This window comes from Thermanaerothrix sp., from assembly GCA_026417795.1.
GTDB lineage: Bacteria > Synergistota > Synergistia > Synergistales > Synergistaceae > Thermanaerovibrio.
This window is the reverse complement of the sequence record JAOACP010000001.1, coordinates 72,553-91,602: the sequence shown is the minus strand read 5'-3', so window position 1 is coordinate 91,602 and position 19,050 is coordinate 72,553. Positions and strand designations below refer to the sequence as shown.

The 19,050-nt window shown below is 53.8% G+C and carries 20 protein-coding genes, 3 tRNA genes and 1 other RNA gene; 3 read left to right on the top strand and 21 right to left on the bottom strand.

From position 1 onward, the window contains the following. Positions 1-840: a 30S ribosomal protein S2 gene (rpsB, locus tag N2315_00500; GenBank protein ID MCX7827677.1), complete on the bottom strand. Its 840-nt coding sequence runs from the start codon at positions 838-840 to the stop codon at positions 1-3. A 265-nt stretch (positions 841-1,105) separates the two neighbouring features. On the opposite strand from rpsB, the gene N2315_00495 reads away from it, so the two are divergent. Further along, positions 1,106-1,369, top strand: a complete 264-nt coding sequence (locus N2315_00495; GenBank protein MCX7827676.1) for a metal-sensitive transcriptional regulator — start codon at positions 1,106-1,108, stop codon at positions 1,367-1,369. On the opposite strand, the gene N2315_00490 is transcribed toward N2315_00495, so the two are convergent. The 7 genes from N2315_00490 to speD form a co-directional block, all read right to left on the bottom strand. Then, positions 1,344-1,739: a hypothetical protein gene (locus tag N2315_00490; protein MCX7827675.1), complete on the bottom strand. Its 396-nt coding sequence runs from the start codon at positions 1,737-1,739 to the stop codon at positions 1,344-1,346. The two genes, N2315_00495 and N2315_00490, sit on opposite strands and share 26 nt — an antisense overlap. A 131-nt stretch (positions 1,740-1,870) precedes the next feature. Further along, an RNA gene (gene ffs / locus N2315_00485) (signal recognition particle sRNA small type) lies at positions 1,871-1,969 on the bottom strand. 96 nt (positions 1,970-2,065) lie between these two features. Continuing rightward, a tRNA-Ser gene (locus N2315_00480) sits at positions 2,066-2,159 on the bottom strand. A 102-nt stretch (positions 2,160-2,261) separates the two neighbouring features. After that, complete coding sequence (locus N2315_00475; GenBank protein ID MCX7827674.1) at positions 2,262-2,540, bottom strand: hypothetical protein; 279 nt, start codon at positions 2,538-2,540, stop codon at positions 2,262-2,264. Positions 2,541-2,952: 412 nt separating this feature from the next. Continuing rightward, positions 2,953-3,045, bottom strand: a tRNA-Ser gene (locus N2315_00470). Between the two features lie 31 nt (positions 3,046-3,076). After that, positions 3,077-3,550 (bottom strand): nucleoside deaminase, encoded by a 474-nt coding sequence (locus N2315_00465; GenBank protein ID MCX7827673.1) that lies wholly within the window; start codon positions 3,548-3,550, stop codon positions 3,077-3,079. An 8-nt stretch (positions 3,551-3,558) separates the two neighbouring features. Then, positions 3,559-4,389 (bottom strand): adenosylmethionine decarboxylase, encoded by an 831-nt coding sequence (gene speD / locus N2315_00460; protein ID MCX7827672.1) that lies wholly within the window; start codon positions 4,387-4,389, stop codon positions 3,559-3,561. A gap of 159 nt (positions 4,390-4,548) precedes the next feature. Here speD and N2315_00455 point away from each other — a divergent pair, with 159 nt between their 5' ends. Together N2315_00455 and N2315_00450 are read left to right on the top strand one after the other, a co-directional pair. Further along, positions 4,549-5,763, top strand: a complete 1,215-nt coding sequence (locus tag N2315_00455) for an anion transporter (protein MCX7827671.1) — start codon at positions 4,549-4,551, stop codon at positions 5,761-5,763. A gap of 24 nt (positions 5,764-5,787) precedes the next feature. Beyond that, complete coding sequence (locus N2315_00450; GenBank protein MCX7827670.1) at positions 5,788-6,279, top strand: methylated-DNA--[protein]-cysteine S-methyltransferase; 492 nt, start codon at positions 5,788-5,790, stop codon at positions 6,277-6,279. 110 nt (positions 6,280-6,389) lie between these two features. On the opposite strand, the gene N2315_00445 is transcribed toward N2315_00450, so the two are convergent. The 13 genes from N2315_00445 to thrS all read right to left on the bottom strand — a co-directional run bounded on the left by N2315_00445 (position 6,390) and on the right by thrS (position 18,791). Next, positions 6,390-6,466, bottom strand: a tRNA-Arg gene (locus N2315_00445). A gap of 68 nt (positions 6,467-6,534) precedes the next feature. Further along, a complete protein-coding gene (locus tag N2315_00440) occupies positions 6,535-8,877 on the bottom strand; it encodes an endonuclease MutS2 (GenBank protein ID MCX7827669.1) in 2,343 nt (780 codons plus the stop codon). A 36-nt stretch (positions 8,878-8,913) separates the two neighbouring features. Further along, entirely contained in the window at positions 8,914-9,441 is a 528-nt protein-coding gene (locus N2315_00435) for a CvpA family protein (protein MCX7827668.1), read from the bottom strand. Then, positions 9,438-9,668 carry a cell division protein ZapA gene (gene zapA / locus N2315_00430; GenBank protein ID MCX7827667.1) on the bottom strand — a complete coding sequence of 77 codons (231 nt, stop codon included), beginning with the start codon at positions 9,666-9,668 and terminating at the stop codon, positions 9,438-9,440. Before zapA ends, N2315_00435 begins: the two co-directional genes overlap by 4 nt. 15 nt (positions 9,669-9,683) lie before the next feature. Beyond that, positions 9,684-9,980, bottom strand: a complete 297-nt coding sequence (locus N2315_00425) for a hypothetical protein (protein ID MCX7827666.1) — start codon at positions 9,978-9,980, stop codon at positions 9,684-9,686. Positions 9,981-10,002: 22 nt separating this feature from the next. Then, complete coding sequence (gene pheT, locus N2315_00420; GenBank protein ID MCX7827665.1) at positions 10,003-12,372, bottom strand: phenylalanine--tRNA ligase subunit beta; 2,370 nt, start codon at positions 12,370-12,372, stop codon at positions 10,003-10,005. Continuing rightward, positions 12,369-13,409, bottom strand: coding sequence for a phenylalanine--tRNA ligase subunit alpha (pheS, locus tag N2315_00415; GenBank protein ID MCX7827664.1), 1,041 nt, complete (start codon positions 13,407-13,409; stop codon positions 12,369-12,371). Before pheS ends, pheT begins: the two co-directional genes overlap by 4 nt. Positions 13,410-13,414: 5 nt before the next feature. Beyond that, a complete protein-coding gene (locus tag N2315_00410) occupies positions 13,415-14,080 on the bottom strand; it encodes a TrkA family potassium uptake protein (protein MCX7827663.1) in 666 nt (221 codons plus the stop codon). Between the two features lie 14 nt (positions 14,081-14,094). Beyond that, complete coding sequence (locus N2315_00405) at positions 14,095-15,417, bottom strand: hypothetical protein (GenBank protein MCX7827662.1); 1,323 nt, start codon at positions 15,415-15,417, stop codon at positions 14,095-14,097. Positions 15,418-15,432: 15 nt separating this feature from the next. After that, positions 15,433-15,789, bottom strand: coding sequence for a 50S ribosomal protein L20 (rplT, locus tag N2315_00400; protein MCX7827661.1), 357 nt, complete (start codon positions 15,787-15,789; stop codon positions 15,433-15,435). A 31-nt stretch (positions 15,790-15,820) separates the two neighbouring features. Continuing rightward, entirely contained in the window at positions 15,821-16,018 is a 198-nt protein-coding gene (gene rpmI, locus N2315_00395; GenBank protein MCX7827660.1) for a 50S ribosomal protein L35, read from the bottom strand. Positions 16,019-16,030: 12 nt separating this feature from the next. Continuing rightward, positions 16,031-16,681, bottom strand: coding sequence for a translation initiation factor IF-3 (infC, locus tag N2315_00390; protein ID MCX7827659.1), 651 nt, complete (start codon positions 16,679-16,681; stop codon positions 16,031-16,033). A 214-nt stretch (positions 16,682-16,895) separates the two neighbouring features. Continuing rightward, a complete protein-coding gene (gene thrS, locus N2315_00385) occupies positions 16,896-18,791 on the bottom strand; it encodes a threonine--tRNA ligase (protein ID MCX7827658.1) in 1,896 nt (631 codons plus the stop codon). Positions 18,792-19,050 lie beyond the last annotated feature (259 nt).

Sequence of the window (19,050 nt, the reverse complement as noted above, 5' to 3'; positions counted from 1 at the left end):
CTAGGCCTCCTTCCAGCCCTTGCGCTCCTCAAGCTCCTGGTTGACCAGGACCTCCGCAACATCCGAATACTCGTCATGCAGCTTCTCCCTAACCTCGATGACGTCCTCCACAGGCTCCTCGGCCTCCGCCTCTGCCGCCGGGGTGGGCATACCGTCAACCCCCTGACGCCCCTCTATAAAGGCGTTGGCCATCAGGCCGGTGATAAGCTCAATAGCCCTTATGGCATCGTCATTTCCGGGAATCGGATAGTCGATAAGCTCGGGATCACAGTTGGTATCCACTATGGCCACCACCGGGATGCCAAGCTTTGCAGCCTCGAGAACCGCTATGTTTTCCCTCCTGGGATCGATAACGAAAAGCGCATCCGGCATGTCCCGCATATCCCTTATCCCGGAGAGGTACTTCTCCAGCTTCTCCCTCTCCTTGCGAAGCTGGATGATCTCCTTCTTGGGATAGCGGTTAATGGAGCCATCGGCCTCCATCTTCTGGAGCTCAACCATTCGGTTGATCCGGCGCCTTATGGTGGCAAAGTTGGTGAGAAGGCCGCCAAGCCAGCGCTGGTTTATGTAGAACTGGCCACAACGAAGGGCCTCATTGCGAATGGGCTCCTGGGCCTGACGCTTGGTGCCCACGAAGAGCATGCTGCCGCCCTCCTTGGCCACCTCCCTGACAAAGCTGTAAGCCCTCTCAAGACCCTTCACCGTCTTCTGAAGATCGATGATGTAGATACCGTTCCGCTCGGTGAATATGTAGGGCTTCATCTTCGGGTTCCAGCGCCTCGTCTGGTGACCGAAGTGAACCCCACACTCCAACAGTTGCTTCATGCTCACTACTGCCATGTGGTTTCCCCTCCTCGTTTTTACCTCCACGGACCTCATATCCCCTGGGAACCCATGCAAAGGGCAACACCCAAGAGATCCGCCCGTGTGCGGATTGCCGTTGGGCAGTATACCACGACAACCGTTGACCTTCAAGACATGCAGGTATAGTATATATACCTATGGGGGGCATTAATCACCCCTAGTCCACGCAGATCATAGCGTTAGGAGTTGAGCGGCTGATATGAACGCTAAAACAACAAATGACCCCACGGGTAAAAACGCGGTGATCAACCGGCTAAGGCGCCTGGAAGGGCAGATAAGGGGCATACAAAAGATGATAGAGGACGAAAAGCCCTGCAAGGACATCCTGATTCAACTAAACGCCGCGAGAAGAGCCATGCAGAACGCGTCCATAGCGGTTCTGAAGAACTACCTAAACAAATGCATAGCCCAAGCGGGATCAGAGGCCCCAAGGGAAAGGATGGAAGAGCTGGAGAGGTTGATAAAGGCGATGATAGACCTCACTCCCCTGGACGGGGATCAATAAGACCTAAAAAAAGAGGGTCCGTGCACTTCTCCCCGCCAAAGGGGTCAAAGAGTTCCCCTCCGTGAATGCAGTACCTGGCATAGAAGGGGGTAGCGGAAACGTTAACCCCCTGCATGACCCCTGCAAGCCTACCCCAGAACCCCACATCGGAGATTACAAGCCGGACCCGCTGCTCCGCCTCGTCCGGAGATACGCGAAAGTCCAACACACGCCTTCCATCCGAATGGGGGAGGACTCCCTCCTGAAGTTCCAACGGGCGCTTGGGATCCACCTCCTCCACGGAGCCGAGCACCCCGTTCAAGAGCCACCGGCTTCTAACGTAGGAGGATCTTCCCAAAATCCTTCGAACCAGGTACTCTCCCCGAATCAAATAAAAAGGCACCCAAAGGTTTCCGTCGCAATCCCGAGGGCCGGCGCCTGCATACAACAAAACGGACATGACACACCACCATAGGCAGGAAATACAGGGGAAGGTGAACAAACCAAATGCGGCCCCCAGCGGGAGGCCCAGCTTGCCGTGGCACCCGAAGCTCATCGCTTACCGTTGCTTCCTTCCGGACCTGGCGGGGTTCACGAGGCTCCGCCGCACGGGGCTAGACCTCCCGCTGGAGACCGCAATGCGCCTAAACCATTCAAAAAAGCAGAGGATCAACCCGAGATACAAGTTACGGGGCCCACCGGGCCCCGGACAATCCATGGCGGAGAGGGAGGGATTTGAACCCTCGGGGCGGCTTTTATACCGCCCACTCGCTCTCCAGGCGAGCGCCTTCGACCACTCAGCCACCTCTCCGCACCCTTCATTGATCACGCGGGGAATGATACCCAATTACAAGGAATATTTCAAGCCCCCTGGGGCATTTTCTTTATCATACACATCAACACCAAAGGGAGCTTAGTTCTTGCCCATAAGCCCCCTCACAAAATGGAGAGCATAATCCGGCTCAGATATTATCCGGCTTGATTCCGAAGGATCCATAGACGAAAGCTCCTTACCCACCGCCTTTAGGAAGGCATACCCCAAAGCCATTACGGTTTCCTGGTTTTTCTTCATCAGACGCTTTTCCAGCTTTAAACGGCGCCTTTCAAGATCCGCTAGAAGCTCTTCTGGGCTTCTTCTGGGCCTCCTAGCCCTTTTAGGTTTTTCAGACGCGGAAGCGGACTTATCTGCCACTATACAACACCTCCAAACATAAAAATTATGATTGCAATCAAGTTACCTCATCTCATAGGATATGTCAACTAAAAATCAGATCAAGGTTTTTGCGTCAACAGTTTCTTTCCATTTCTCTTGTCCCATATCCCCAAGGACTCTCCATATAACCTTACCCCATACAAAGCCAGCATAACAAGGATTTAAACAACAGACCCACCCAGCCCCAATACATAAAAACTATGCACAAAAATGCTATACCTCTGCCTAACAACTAATTATTAGCCAGGGGTATAGCATATAAAACAAAAACTACTGCTTCCCATCAAACATCACCATGACAGGGATTGGGGAATTAGAATCAAGGGATGCATAAATGTATTGCAGCAAATAGAAGAGGTCCCCACCTGGGGGACCTCTTAACCTCTAATGCTGGCGGAGAGGGTGGGATTTGAACCCACGAGACGGCTCAGCACCGCCTAGACGATTTCGAGTCGCCCGCCTTCGACCACTCGGCCACCCCTCCGCAGATCATGAAGAAACGACGAGAATTATATTCAAAGCGCCGCAGGTTGTCCAGATCTGGAGCCCCTGCGGGATTCGAAAAATGCCCACAGCAAACGCCGCGACTCCTCAGCCCCATCACCCTCGAACACCCTGCAACGGAAGGGCTGCCTCGGATCCCTAAGCACATCATAAAGGGATCCGCACGCCCCAGCCCTTGGGTCCCTCAACGAAAAGTGGACCTCCCCTATACGGCTCTGCAATATGGCACCAGCGCACATAACACAGGGCTCCAACGTCACGTAGAGTGAAGCTCCGTCCAGACGCCAAGTCCTAAGGCGAGAACAGGCATCCCTTATGGCCACCATCTCCGCATGCCCAAATGGATCTCGGTCCACTTCCCTCACGTTCCTACCCCGGCCCACGACTAGACCGTCCATCACCACAACCGCCCCAACCGGCACATCGCCAGATTCAAAAGCAGCCCTAGCCTCCAGGAGGGCCTCACCCATAAAGGAAAGGTCCATTCGATCCATTAAAAAGACGGCAGGTTGCGCCCCGCAAATATCTCCGCCATTTCCTTCTTAATCTCCTGCTTTATACGCTTCTTCTCCCCCGGGAGAAGCGACTTCTTTCCGGTACCAAAAAGATAGTTATCCAGATCAAAGTCCTTTATTATCATCTTCGTGTTAAATATGTTCTCTTGGTATATATTAACATCAATAAACTGATAAAGCTCCCGGGTATCCTTGGATATGAAGTTCTGTATGGAGTTTATCTTATGATCCAGGAAGAACTTCTCCCCCGATATGTCCCGTGTAAAGCCCCTCACCCGATAGTCTATGATGGCAATATCCGGGGAGAAGGTGTGCAACAGGTAGTTGAGGGCCTTAAGGGGCGATATCCTGCCGCAGGTTGAGACGTCTATGTCGGCCCTGAACGTACATACACCACGGTCTGGATGGCTCTCCGGATAGGTGTGAACCGTTATATGGCTCTTGTCCAGATGAGCAAGATAGGTCTGAGGGAGGGGTCCGGGACTCTCGCCTTCATCCTGGTCCTGACAGTGGTCCCCCTGGCTCTCCCCCACCTTCTCCTCCGATATAAGCAACGCCACACTTGCTCCCTGGGGATCGTAATCCTGGTAGGCTACGTTCAAAATATTAGCCCCAATGATGTTGGCCACCTCTGTAAGTATGGTGGTCAACCGGGTGGCGTTGTACTCCTCATCTATGTAGTCTATGTAAGCGTTGCGATGCTCCGGAGTTTTAGCGTAGCATATATCGTACAGGTTGAAGCTCAAGGACTTAGTCAGGTTGTTGAAGCCGTAAAGCTTCAACTTCTTAAGCTTCTTGATCTTCTTCATGGGTTTGATTTCCAATGATCCATCCCCTTTCTGCAAGGCTCGTTTCCTGATAATCTAAGATCCGGAAAGTAAGAATAGCACATCTGCCAAGGGGCGCAAGGATCTTTATGATTAATTATCAGAAAGCACCCTACGCAGAGGCAAGAGGCGGTGCTACAGTTGGAACCATCGGTTTTGATCTTTGCCGTTTCCTATCTGATCCTCGCGGTGGGACAACCCCCAATCCTCCGCATAGACCGCACAGGGGCGGTCATAATAGGCGCCTCTCTAATGGTGTTCGTGGGGGCCATTTCAACGGAGGATGCATATAAATCCATAGACTACAGAACTCTGGCCACCCTATTCGGCCTTATGGTGCTGGTGGCACACTTCAGGCTATCCGGGACGGTAAACCTGCTGTCCGCTTGGCTACTTAAACGGGCAGGAACACCCAATGGCCTCCTCATCTTCGTCATCACCACCGCAGGGGCGCTGTCAGCCCTATTCGTAAACGATACCATATGCCTTTTGTTCACCCCCATGCTGCTAAGGTTAACCTACTCAATGGGGACCGACCCAAGACCTCATCTACTGGCCCTGTGCATGGCAGCCAACGTGGGAAGCGCTTCCACCATAACAGGAAACCCTCAAAACCTTATCATAGGCTTGGCTTCCGGCATCAGCTACGGGAAGTTCTTCGTGAACATGTTGATCCCATCCGCAGTGGGGCTTATCCTAACTTACTTTGTCATCAGGATGTCTTACAGGGAGCAGTTGACCGCACCAACGACACACCTAAGGGATGACGAAAGCTTCCCATACCACAAAGCCATGGTCATAAAGTTCACCATTTTAAGCACCGCTTGCCTGGCGGGCTTCTTCTCGGGATTGCCCATAGAGGTGGTTTCCATGGCCATAGCGTCGTGCTTCCTGATAACACGGCGAGTAAAACCCGAAAAGGTCTACCAGATGATAGACTTCAAGCTCCTGCTCCTTTTCATAGGTTTGTTCGTGATAATGGGTGGCTTCCAGAGGTCTAAGGCATTTGCATGGCTATCCAGCTTCAGCGCCGTAGCTTTGACAGGGAGCACCTCCCTATCTCTTATATCCGCCGGGTTGTCTAACCTGGTAAGCAACGTCCCCGCAGTTATGCTCCTCAAACCCCTGGTAAAAGCCATGGACCTTGGAGATAGGGGATGGCTAATCCTAGCCATGAGCTCCACCTTCGCAGGAAACCTCACCGTACTTGGATCCATAGCTAACATAATAGTCATTGAAGGCGCATCCGGCAGGGTCAGAATATCCTCCCTGGAACACCTCAATGTCGGGCTTCCAGTAACAATCGGCAGCATAGCTTTCGGCATCTGGTGGCTGAACAATTTCTACATCAGATGAATAATGAATATGGAGTGATAGGTCGTGGACGACAACTCCCACGGGATAGTTTCAACCCCCCTGGGCCTCATCATGATAACCGCAGAAGGGGATGCAATCACAGAAATCAAGGTCATAGGGGAACAAGAAGCCAAGGACTATTACCCCTCCCCTTTGGTACGAAACGCCATGGATCAACTCCGTGAGTACTTCGAAGGGGCAAGAAAGGTGTTTCATCTTAAGACAGCCCCAAGGGGAACGTCATTTCAACGCAGGGTTTTTAATGCGTTGGCGGAGATACCCTATGGCCTCACCAGAACCTATGGGGATATTGCATCCTCAATTGGGTCCCCAATGGGCGCAAGGGCAGTTGGAAGGGCCTGCGCTGCTAACCCGATACTAATAGTAATACCGTGCCATAGGGTGTTGGGTCGCACTGGGCTCGGGGGCTTCTCTGCCCCTGGGGGGCTTGAGGCCAAGATGCTCCTCCTGAACTTGGAAAAACCCGGCGCTGGGGCTAAAACCCATGGGGACTGAACCTAATTGAGCACCTAAACAACGATTGAAGACCGGGCAAGCAGCGAAGTAGGGACGGAAGGCCGGAAGGGGGGGCAAAATAAAAAAGGCCCCTAAGGGCCTATAAATCATGGCGTGCCCGCCGGGATTCGAACCCGGGACCTTTGGCTCCGGAGGCCAACACTCTATCCAGCTGAGCTACGGACACGCTTGACGGTGCATATATTACCACGGGGAAGGGCAAAGCGCAACCTTACCCTGGCTTTAACTTTTTGATCACCTGGCAAAACGCACCACCGTTACGCCATGCCCTCCCTCGCCGGGACCCCCAAGGCGAAAAGACTCCACGAAAGGCATGCGCCTTAGAAGGTCATGAACCGCCCTCCTGAGAATACCCTCTCCCCGTCCATGTATTATCACCACTTCACCGTAACCAACACGATAGGCCTGATCTATGTACTTCTCCACTATGGGCATCGCCTCGTCCAGCGTCATTCCCCTTATCATTATGGAACTGGAGACCTTATCGGGGGTTGATACGGTAACCTTAGGTTGCGGCACCGTGACAGGAGATGACGATGGGATAAGATCTTTAAGCGGAACCTTTATCCTCATGGCTCCAGACACAACAACCCCATGATCTCCATCTATCTCCGCCAGCTCGCCCTTCACGGCGCTTCCTCTTATCTTCACCCCATCACCAACCGACAGCTGCCAATCCAAGACAGGAGAGGGCAGATCAAAAACCTCAGAGCCTAGTTTATCTAAAGCGGCAGCGGCATGTCTCACCTTATCCCTTCCCCTCTGATAGGCTCTCTGGGCTTCCGCATGGGACTTCTTGCGAAGCTCTCCTAAAAGGGACTTAGCTTCTTCCTCCGCTTGATGTACTATACCCTCAGCCCTAACCTTAGCTTCCCTTATTATGGATTCCGAATCCGAAAGAACCTTTCCATACTTAGCCAAGTAATCCCGCTTCATGGAATCCAGTTCTGCCTTTAAGGTCTCTACATCCTTAAGTTTCAGATCCAAATCCCTTTGGCGCTCCTCTAACCCTCTTAGGAGAAGATCCACCCCCGCCGGGGCCCTGCCCATCTCCTCCCTTGCCCTATCTATAACCTCAAGGGGCATCTTAAGCCTTTCAGCTATGAGTATGGCGTTGCTGCTGCCAGGTATTCCCATAAGCAGCCTGTATGTGGGAGACAACGTGACGGGATCGAACTCCATAGACGCGGCCTCAACTCGGGGGGTCGTCATAGCAAAATGCTTTATCCTGTTGTGATGCGTCGTGGCGATCAAAAGACACTTCCGTCGCAGGAAGTACTCCAACACCGCAACCCCCAACGCAGATCCCTCTTCTGGGTCCGTACCAGCTCCCAACTCATCCAGCAACACCAATGACCTATCGGTCACTTGGTCCATTATGTGTCTGAGCTGATTTATATGCCCACTGAACGTAGAAAGGTTCTGTTCTATGCTCTGCTCGTCCCCTATGTCGGCAAACAGCTCCCCGATGTCCCCGACCTTGGTACCCTCCGAACAAGGAATCGGGAACCCCAGCCATGCAAGGTATACCACAACTCCTGCGGTCTTGAGTGCAACGGTTTTGCCACCAGTGTTTGGGCCCGTTATCACGAGCATTCTGAACCTATCCCCGCAGGAAATATCCAAGGGCACCGCCCTATCATCCAGAAGAGGGTGCTTGGCTCCTTTAAGGCAAAAGCTTCTGTCCATCGTCACTTCTGGAACAGTCCACTTCTTGGATCCCATCACATCCACCTGTGCCCAAAGGAGATCCACGGCGCCCAATGCCTCATCGGTGTTCATCAAAGCACCCTCACGGACCAACAGCATCTCCGTCAATTCCTTAAGGATTCTCTCCTCCTCTTCGCATTCCTCGCCAGTAAGCAAGGACATACGGTTGTTTAAAGGCAAAAGCTGAGAGGGCTCCACGTAGACGCTGCTACCCGAGGAAGACCTTTCTGTGACTATACCCGGGAAAGTCCCAGCCATGTCAGACCTAACCAGGGCAGAGAACCTTCCGTTCCGAAGCACAAGCACCTTATCCTGCAACATGGACGCCAAGTGAGGGCTGGACAGTATGTCGTTCCATCGGCTCCTAACCTGAGCACGGATATCCCTCATCTTCTGGCGTATATCCCTAAGCCTGTCTGAAGCCCCATCGTAAAGGCCGCCATCCTCGTCAAGCACCTCCAGACGAGAAAGTTCCTCCTCCCAGTCTGGGAAGCACCTGACAAGATCCCGCAATGCCTCGAACTCCAAGGAGTCCTCTTTAAGCCTGGCCTTTATCCTGGCGGCCAGCCAGAGGTTGATCCTGAAACGAACTAGCTCAGCTCCGCTCAGCCAGCCGTACGATTTTGCCTCCCTTATGAGTCCATCCAATGGAGCAGCCCGGTAATCCCAAGGGTAGTCCCCCCTCCTAAGGACAGCGGACTCAAAGGCCCTTAGAACATCAAACCGCCGCTCTAAAGCCCCCACATCCCCCGCCGGAGACAACGACAACGCCCTTCTAACCCCAAGTTCTCCCCGGCAAAGACGACTAACGATGCCCAGGACCTTGTCTACCTCAAGGACCCTGTATGTATTGGCATCACATATCAAAATATCTCACCCCTAAATTCTCCAGGAAGAGGTACATCAACGAGGCAATCCCGGCATCAAGCCCCCATGTGGGACAACGCCCATGACATCGAAGAGGCCGCTAATAAGTTCCTGGTGGGACGACACCGCGCTTAAAAAGAAGCTTCGTTCCTCCCAACCAGGCGCCAGGAAGGGAGACACCGCCCTACCCATCACAAATAAGATCAGCACCAACAAGGCCAGCTTAACGGCCCCAAAGGCGCCCCCAAGAAGTCTATCCAGCAATGAAAGATTGGCCTTTGAAATTATGGATTTAACAACCCCACCCAGGGCCCTGCATAGCACAACGGAGGCGGCCCCAACCAAAACAAAAGCGAGGATGGAGCACCCAAAGGGCGGGATGCCCATCTCCACCAGAAGGGGGATAAGAGACTTTGAATAGCGGGCCGCCAGGACAAACCCTAACGCCAACCCCAACAAGGACGCCAACTCCGCCACAAAGCCCCTAAAGACACCCCTCAGTATCCAAACTCCCCCCGCGAAAGCAAGAATCCAGTCGAGGGGGGACCATGGCAAAGCAGTCACTCCAGATCCTCCTCCACCAGCCCTTCAAGGTCACGCTGAACCCTTAACAACTGGCTTGACAACGTCATGGAGGCCAAAAAAAGCCTCTCGTCCTGGCTGAGTGAGGAATCCAAAGAGTCCACCAAGGATCTCACAAGGCTTGCAGCCCTTTGGACCTCCTCCTCTTCCAAGGACGTAACTATGGGATATGATTTCTTGCCCACCAACAGGACGAGACGTCGCTCCATAGTACCCCCTTGGGGCTACTGACGACCGGCAGGATCCTCGGGGAGCAAGGACCTTATCTTGCCGAAAAGGTCCCCTATCCTCTGTTCCTGCTGCTGGAGCTCCTTCTGAAGAGCCGTCTTCTCCCTTTCCAGCTGCTCTACCGCCCTCTGCATCTCCTTCTTAATCCGAATGAGCTCCAGATCCTTCTCCTGAAGCTGGGACTTAAGGGAAGCCACCTCTGCCAAAGCGGAGTCCCTCTCCTTTTGAAGAAGGGAGATCTTAGCCCCCAAACGATCCACCAAACGCTCTATCTGCTCAAACTGCTGGGTCACGACGAACAGTCCTCCTTCCCCTTTACCTTAGGGAGTATCCCCTGTCCTGAAGTTTCTGTCTGAGGGCAAAATGGACCTGGTCCACCTCATCATCCCGCAATGTCCGCTCCGGGTGACGATATACCACAGAAAAAGCCAAGCTCTTACATCCCTCAGGCAGCCCCTTGCCCATGTAAACATCAAACAGCTCCACCGCAACCGCCAGATTGGGATCCATAAGCTCCCTTATCACTTCTTCCACCTGAACTGCAGGAACATCCGACGCCACCATTATGGCCATGTCCCTGCTAACCGAAGGAAACTTGGAGGAACCGCCAAACCTCGGCAGGGGACCATTCAAAAGACCATCGGTGTTAAGCTCAAAGACGAAGACCCCTTCATCAGCCCCAAGTTCCCTCTCGATGGAGGGTTTAAGCCTGCATAGGAAGCCTATCCTTCTACCGTCAACAACAACGTGAGCCGTCTGTCCGGCATGTCCGAACGGCTCGCGGCCTCTTATCCAAACCGCTTTCACCCCCGCCGACTCCAGCATGGCTTCCACGTCGGCCTTGATGGAGAAGAAATCCTCTACAACCCTTTCCCCGTGCACGGATCTGGTGTCCTTACCCACGAAAACCAAACCCGCCACGTGGTGGCTCTCCCCCTCCGAAACGAACACGTTCCCCGTCTCAAAAATCCTTACGGGCTTTCTCCATCCGGAACTCAGATTCCCCCTAAGACCTCTTATCAATCCAACGGCGATAAGGGGCCTCATGATCAGATGCTCCCTGCTTATGGGGTTGACTATGCGTGGGGACCCCTCATGAGAAACCCCCAACTCCCCCAACTCTTCCGGGGATGTAAAACTATATGTCATTACTTCCACGTATCCTCTGGATATGGCCACACGCCGCAGGGAGTTGGACAGTTCAAAAGCCCTTGGAACAATCCCTCTGCCCCTCAGGTTGCCAGGGATTCTGGGCTCCACCAGATGGTATCCCCTGACCCGGCCCACTTCCTCAATAAGGTCCTCCTCTCCCTCCACATCGCTCCTCCAGGAAGGCACTGAGAAAACCGCGTGGGAGGAGGAAATTTCTTCCCTCTCAAACCCAAGGGATTCCAGGATGCAAGCGGCCTGCTCCAGGGAGTCCATAAGCAAAACCCGCTTAAGGGAGGAAAGCCGAAGGGATATGCGACGATCAATGCGGAAATCCCTTTGGTGCTCAAGGAAGCCTCTCCCAACTACCACGGCTCCCCCGTAGGACATCTTCCCCAATGCGTACAAGGCCGCGACCTCGCTGACATTCCAATCAACCGACCTGCTGTATCGGAACGCCGCCTGGCTGCTTATCCCGAGTCTTCTGGAGGTTACGCTGACCCTGGCAGGATCGAAAACCGCCGACTCCAGCAAGATCGCCTTGGTATCCTTCTTAACCTCCGCATCCTCCCCCCCCATAACGCCGGCTATGGCGATGGGGACGCCGCTGCTGCAAATAATGAGGTCTTTGTCCTGAAGCTCCCGATCCCTTCCATCCAAAGTCCTTAAGGTCTCTCCCGCAACGGCTCCCCTTACCTCCACAGATCCCGACGGCAACCGGTTTGCATCAAAGGCATGGAGCGGGTGGCCGAACAACAGCATTGCCAGGTTAGTGGGATCCACAACGTTATTAAGGGGCCTCATGCCCGACAGCACCAGCTTGAGCCTGTCGAAAAATTGAGATTCCCCAAGGAATTTAACTTCGCAGAAACCTAAAAGGTACTTCCAGCAGCCATCATCACAAACCTTCAGCTGGAAGCGAGAAGACCAATCCTCATCGGACCAGTTTATGTCAGGCATTTCAACGGGCAGGAGCTTACCGCCGGTAAGGGCCGAAACTTCCCTGGCAACCCCAATCATGGAGCACAGGTCGCCCCTGTTGGGAGTTATAGAAAGATCCAGCACCGGCTGATCCAACTCCGCCCAGCTGAGAAAATCCTCCCCCAAGGGGGCGTCGGAGGGAAGCTTAAGGAGCCCGCCGGAGGCATCAAGCCCCTCCAGTCCGAGCTCTTCGCAGGACAACAACATCCCATGGCTATCCACACCGTTGAAGGATCTCACCGAAAGCTCCGCACCATCGCATATCCTAGCTCCAGGGGGGGCATAGGGGAACAAGCCCCCCTTCTCCACGTTGCGGGCACCGGTTACAACCGTGGCATTGCCGGAACGATAGTTTACCTTCGCCACCGAAAGGCTGGGCTTAGATGGATGCAGCGCCACATCTTCCACTTGAGCTATGAGGATGCCGCTGGAAGCGCCGACGGGTTTTATGACCTCCTCCACTTCCGTGCCCGTCATGGTAAGGCAGTCTATCAATCCATCCAGCGAAACGTTTATTTCCACAAGTTTTCTAAGCCATCCAAGATGCACTCTCATCGGGCCATTCCTCCGATTAAGTAAGAGAGATCCGCCTCAAACAGTGGTCTTAAGTCGGATAGACCATACTTCAGCATGGCAATCCTATCAACTCCCATGCCCCATGCAAAACCGCCAAACCTCTCAGGATCCACTCCACCGCTCCTTAGGACGTTGGGGTGCACCATACCGGCACCGAGGATCTCAAGCCAGCCGGTACCTTTGCAAACCCGGCAAGACGGGTTCGCCCCACCGCAGACAACGCATTCCACATCCATCTCTATCGATGGTTCGGTAAAAGGGAAGTAGCTGCCCCTAAAACGGGATTTAAGGGGCTTCCCAAATATGGAATCCACAAAGACCTGGAGGCATCCTTTGAGATCCGCCACCGACACGTTCTCATCGAGCAACAGTCCCTCCACCTGATGGAACATGGGGGAGTGGGTGGGGTCGCTATCCCTTCGGTAGACCCTTCCGGGGATCACTATCCTAAGGGGGGCTCCCATGGACAGCATGGACCGAACCTGAACTGGTGAAGTGTGGGTTCGAAGAAGCTTATCGTCTCTAAGGAAGAACGTATCCTGCATGTCCCTTGCGGGATGGTGGGCCTTGAAGTTGAGGGCTTCAAAGTTGTAGAAATCGGTCTCTATCTCAGGGCCAGTGGCTACCGAGAAGCCGAGGGACACGAAGATGGAAACTATGTCCTCCATGGTCTGGGCCACTGGATGAAACCTCCCCAGCGGACGACCGGCGGGGGGGAGAGACACGTCAAGTACGTTGCCCTCTTCCTCCTGAACCTCCTTTATCTTAAGGAGCTCCTCCAGCCTCTCCCTAACCTGGAGCTCGCATCTGTCCTTGATGATGTTTAATTCCTTGCCAACCCTTGGTTTATCATCCCTAGGCACGTCCCCAAGGGATCTCATGAGAAGCGTGAGAGCCCCCTTACGACCAAGGTACTTAACCATGACCGCTTCCACGGCCTCCGGGGCCCTTGCTGAAGCCAACTCCTCTTCCAGGGCTCTTCGAATCTCAACGGCCTCGGCCACAAGATCCCTCACATGCCTCACCCTTCCTTGCTTAGCTTATTCATGAAACGGGACACGTCCGCATCGGTACCCGCTATCCAGAGATTGTCCATGGCTGAGACCTCGGTGTCTCCCTTGGGAACGTACCTCTTGCCGTCCCGTTCAGCGAATAATACCAGAACACCGTAGCGTTTTGTAAGGTCCAGGTCCCTTAAAGACCTGCCAGCCAAACGAGCCCCCTCCACCTGAGCTATGGTTATCTCCGAGTCGCCTCCGAAGTGGAAATAACTCATCCAAGGGCGTACGATCTGATCCGCTATTACTATGCCCATCTCCCTCTCTGGGTAGAAGACCTTGGTCGCCCCAACCCTTTCCAACACCTTGGCGTGAAGGGCATTGGTGGCCCTGGCCCAAACCGAAACCCCCAGGTCCTTCAGTATGGCGGTGGCAAGCACGCTGGCTTCGAGTCCCTCTCCTATGGCTACCACCGCGATATCAACTTCCTTAGCACCGACCTTTATCAGGGCCTCTTCGTCAGAGGCATCTAACTGGGCCACGTACTCCAGGCTCTCCGCTAAAGCTTCAACCCTGGCGCGAACTCGGTCAACCCCTATAACCCTATGGCCAAGATCCGTAAGCCTAAGACACAGGGACTGCCCAAAACGCCCAAGACCCACGACCAACACCGTTTTCTTCTTTTCCATAAGTAACCCTCTCTTCAACCTATGGGCATGTTAATCCCCGGCAAAAAAACCCTGCCGGGGACGTGGCGTCTAAAAAGGGAGTACATGAACGTTACGATCCCAACCCTACCCCAATACATGAGCAAGATCAGAACGAACTTCCCCTCCGGCGTAAGTTTAGAGGTGATCCCAAGGGAAAGCCCCACCGTCCCCATGGCGGAGAAGGCCTCAAAGATGAGTGCCGACATGGGCATAGACTCAAAAACGGTCAACATGCACACCGCAAGGAATATGGCCAGGGTATAGAGCATAGAGACCGTAAGGGCCTTTCTTTGAAGCCTGGAGTCCACGCTTCGCCCCGCTAAGGTAACCTCCCCCAACCCCTTCACCTCAGAAATACAGCTGGACCACAGTACCGCAATGGTGGTGGTTTTAACACCTCCCCCAGTTGATGAAGGGCTAGCCCCAACCCACATGAGAAATACGGTAACAACCAAAGACAAACCGGAAAGGGAGGTCATGGGCAGGGAGTTAAATCCAGCAGTTCTTGGAGTTACACTGCAAAAGACCGCGTTCATCAACTTTTCCCACACGGGCATTCCCCTCATAGCGCCGCTGAACTCACTGAGCGAGAACAGAACCGTTCCCGTGATTATGAGCCAAGCGGTGGATTTAAGCACCACCACCGAGTATGGGGTTGGCCTCCACCTCCGCGCCCTTAAGCACCTTAGAACGTCATCCACCACCGGGAAACCCAGACCTCCGACGACTATGAGCAAGGTTATGGGCATCATAACCAAGAAGTTCCCGGAGAAGCCCACCAGGCTGTCCGAATAAGGGGAGAAACCGGCGTTGCAGAACGCGCTGATCGAATGGAAAACCGCCATGTAAAGAGCCCTGCCCGCAGTTTCCTTACTAAGGAACCCAAAGAACAGCGGCACCACCATCAAGGCTTCTGTAAATAATGATATTCTAAAAACCCTTAAAAGCAATCTGATCGCACCGCTAGGAGTATCAAGCCCCATGCTCTCCGCCCATATAAGCCTCTCTTTGATGCTTATCCTGGCCCCCAAGGCCACGGCAAAGGCAGTGGTGGCGGTCATCACCCCAAGACCGCCTATTTGGATGAGAGCTAGCAACACCACCTGGGAAGCCACTGGAAGGTCACGGCCCACATCCAGGGTAGACAGCCCCGTAACACACACCGCAGAGGTTGACGTAAAAAGGGCGTCCAAGAAATCTATGGGCATGGAGTGTAAAATACCTATCCCCCAAAGTGCAAGGGCTCCCGCCACTATGAGCGACAGGAACCCAAACACCAGCCAAAGCTCTGGCCTGAAAGAGCTATAGGATCTCATCACAGAAGACCGTTGCTAACGGCCCAACGCCTCCCTGGCCTTGGAAACCAACGCACCAAAAGCGCTGGCATCGTTAACCGCCAGATCCGCCAACATCTTGCGGTTGACCTCAATGCCGCCCTTCTTCAGTCCCGCGATAAGGGAGTTGTAGCTCATGCCGTGCATCCTGGCCGCCGCGTTGATACGGATTATCCACAACTTGCGGAAATCCCGCTTCTTTGCCCTGCGGTCGTGATAAGCCTTGGAAAGGGCGTGCAGAAACGCCTCCCTAGCCCTGCGGTAAACGTTCTTCTTCCTTCCCCAAAAACCCTTGGTTATGCTGAAAAGCTTCTTCTGCTTCCTGCGGCTTGCGCTGGAGCCCTTAACCCTCATTTAGAGTTCACCTCTTCCCGGATTTCGTAGCTTAAGCGTAGGGGAGCAACTTCTTGACGTTCTCGCCAAGAGTTCCGCCGAGCACGCCCTTCTGGCGCAACCGGCGACGGCGCTTGGCATTCTTGCACTCCAAAAGATGGCTCCTGCCGCTCTTCTTGAACACAAGCTTGCCGGACCCGCTTATGGAAAACCGCTTCTTAGCACCCGAATGAGTCTTAACCTTAGGCAATTTAGTCCCTCCTCAAGATTCGTTTGACGAAACGTCCGTCGAACTGGAATCAACCTTTGGGTTCCGGGGGCGGGCGGACTTAGAACCATCGAGATCCTTAGACGAAGACTGCACCAAAGGCGCTATCATCATCCTCATATAGGACCCCTCCATCCTGGGTTCCATCTCAACCTTACCCAGGTCTGCCACGTCCTTTCGGACCCTGTCAAGCACCTCACGCCCCTTGTCCAAAAAGGCCATCTCCCTGCCCCTGAAGAAAACCGAGACCTTGACCCTGTGTCCATCCTCAAGGAAGTCCCTTACGGCCCTAACCTTGAAGGAGTAATCGTGGACATCGATCTTAGGCCTCATCTTTATCTCCTTGAGGGCCTGGCTCTTCTGCTTCTTGCGGGCGTCCTTGTCCCTCTTCTGCTGCTGGAACCGATACTTGCCGTAGTCCATGATCTTGCAGACCGGCGGCTTCGCAAGGGGGGCCACCTCTACCAAATCCAGATCCCTCTCCTCGGCCATCCGCAAGGCCTCCCGAAGAGGAACCACCCCCACCTTCACGTTCTGATCATCGATCAGAAGCACCTCCGCCGCACGAATCTCCAGATTGACGCGGGGTTCATCATCCTTGAAACTTATAGCACGCCACCTCCTATTATTAAGCTGCTTCCTCACACAACAAAAAAGCTGGACGCCGAAAGCGCCCAGCCTAAAACGAACTTCCGCTTCGATGCAGGCAACCCGACGCCTTAGGCGGCAGGTGAGAGGGCGCACATCCTCTTCTTTAAAAAACTGAAGGCATTTACCCACAGCTCTAGAAGCATATCACAGGCAAACCATCATTGCAAGTTTTCCAGGAGCCTCAAGGACATACCTTTTATTACTGTATTTATCTTGGACGAAACTCCTGATCCAACGCCTCCTTCAAGGACTCAAGCGACATGGCGCCAAGATCGCCCTTGGCCCTGTGGCGCACCGCCACGGTGGAGGATTCCGCCTCCTTGCCACCTATAACCAGCATGTAGGGAACCTTGGAAATCTGGGCATCCCTTATCTTCTTACCCAGCTTCTCGTCCCTCCAATCCACCTCGGTCCTTACACCCCAACTCCTAAGGACCTGGTCTACCCTTGAAGCATAGTCCCCCTGCTCGGGTTTCACAGGAAGGATCTTCACCTGCACCGGCGCAAGCCAGAAGGGAAAGGCCCCCGCATAATGCTCTATGAGGATGCCAAGGAATCTCTCAAGGCTGCCGAACACAGTACGGTGGATCATAACAGGCCTATGCTCCATGCCATCGGCCCCCACGTAGAACACGTCGAACTTCTCCGGCATCTGAAAATCCAACTGTATGGTACCACACTGCCAAGTCCTGCCTATGGAGTCCTCTAGATGGAAGTCTATCTTGGGTCCATAAAAGGCCCCATCCCCGGGGTTAACCTTATACTCCGTACCGGTGGTCTCCAGGGTCTCCCGGAGCTTATCCTCCGCCAAATTCCACATCTCAAGGCTCCCCATGTAGTTCTCTGGCCGGGTGGATAGCTCAACCCTGTACGGGAATCCAAAAACATCCTTGTAAACGTACCTCATAAGATCTATTACCCCTGCGATCTCATCCCCTACCTGATCAGGGGTACAGTATATGTGGGCATCGTCCTGGGTAAAACAACGAACCCGCATAAGCCCGTGAAGGACCCCGGATCTCTCGTGCCGGTGAACTATACCCAGCTCGGACATCCGCAACGGCAAGTCCCGGTAGCTCCTGGTGGAGCTCTTAAAAACCAATATGCCCCCCGGACAGTTCATGGGCTTTACCGCGAAGGGCCTTTCGTCAATGGAGGTAAAGTACATGTTCTCCCTGTAGTGATCCCAGTGGCCGGACCTCTCCCACAGGCTCCTGTCCAGTATCAGGGGAGTACGGATCTCAAGGTACCCCCTACGCTTGTGCTCCCTCTTCCAAAAGTCCACCAATTCGTTTAGAATCACCATCCCCTTAGGATGGAAGAAGGGGAAACCCGGCCCCTCCTGCTGGATGCTGAATATATCCAGCTCCCGGCCCAGCTTTCGGTGGTCCCGCTGCCGAGCCTCCTCAAGCCTCGCAAGATAAAGATCAAGGGCCTCTTTGCAATGAAAAGCGGTACCGTATATGCGGGTAAGCATTACATTCTTCTCATCACCCCGCCAATAGGCCCCCGCGAGGGAAAGGAGCTTGAAATTCTCAATAACTCCAGTGGATTTGACATGAGGCCCCCTGCAAAGGTCCACAAACTCTCCCTGTCTGTAGAGCGAAACTACATCATCCTGGATCTCCCGAATCAACTCAACCTTGAAGCCCTCCCCCCTCTTGGAAAACAACTCCAAGGCCTCATCCTTGGGCAGGGAAACTCGTTCTATTGGAAGATCCTCTTTGGATATGCGGCGCATCTCCTCCTCTATGCGCGGCAAGTCTTCATCGGTTATGGGAACCGGGAACAGGATGTCGTAATAGAACCCGTCCTTTATGGCAGGGCCTATACCAAGTTTGGCGCCGGGGAAAAGACACAAAACCGCCTGGGCCATAAGATGGGACGCCGAATGCCTTATGACATCCAATCCCTCTGGAGAATCGGCGGCTATGGGCTCCACCGCCCCACCCTCAAGCAGGGCCCCAAGGTCTACGGGGGCACCGTCCACTTTCGCTGCCACCACCCCATCAAGCGAAAATCCAAGGGCCAAAAGGACCTCAAGGGCCTTCATGGGGCCTCCCTCCACGCGCCTCTCACCGGAAGCATCCACAAAAAACGCCATGCCAATCCCTCCATGTAAGGGCATCAAGCCCTATCCCTACATCTTTAACGTACATTGTACCACGCAGGCCGCCGCTATCCACAAAATATGGGCAACTAAAATAAACATAATGCATAAAAGTCACAACTTTTGGTCTTGCGCTGAACATTGGTATGTATTATCCTGTATTCCGTAACCCACATGGCGTCAGCAAGGCGCCCATTTCTCTTATTACACCGAAGAAGGGAGGTGCCACTGCAAGTTCCCCTAAGGCCTTTCC

What these genes read in the sequence shown, in the direction of transcription:
- rpsB (MCX7827677.1), bottom strand. Translation starts at nt 840, where the DNA reads ATGGCAGTAGTGAGCATGAAGCAACTGTTGGAGTGTGGGGTTCACTTC.
- N2315_00410 (MCX7827663.1), bottom strand. Translation starts at nt 14,080, where the DNA reads ATGGAAAAGAAGAAAACGGTGTTGGTCGTGGGTCTTGGGCGTTTTGGG.
- pheT (MCX7827665.1), bottom strand. Translation starts at nt 12,372, where the DNA reads ATGAGAGTGCATCTTGGATGGCTTAGAAAACTTGTGGAAATAAACGTT.
- N2315_00465 (MCX7827673.1), bottom strand. Translation starts at nt 3,550, where the DNA reads ATGGACCTTTCCTTTATGGGTGAGGCCCTCCTGGAGGCTAGGGCTGCT.
- rplT (MCX7827661.1), bottom strand. Translation starts at nt 15,789, where the DNA reads ATGAGGGTTAAGGGCTCCAGCGCAAGCCGCAGGAAGCAGAAGAAGCTT.
- zapA (MCX7827667.1), bottom strand. Translation starts at nt 9,668, where the DNA reads ATGGAGCGACGTCTCGTCCTGTTGGTGGGCAAGAAATCATATCCCATA.
- thrS (MCX7827658.1), bottom strand. Translation starts at nt 18,791, where the DNA reads ATGGCGTTTTTTGTGGATGCTTCCGGTGAGAGGCGCGTGGAGGGAGGC.
- N2315_00405 (MCX7827662.1), bottom strand. Translation starts at nt 15,417, where the DNA reads ATGAGATCCTATAGCTCTTTCAGGCCAGAGCTTTGGCTGGTGTTTGGG.
- speD (MCX7827672.1), bottom strand. Translation starts at nt 4,389, where the DNA reads ATGAAGAAGATCAAGAAGCTTAAGAAGTTGAAGCTTTACGGCTTCAAC.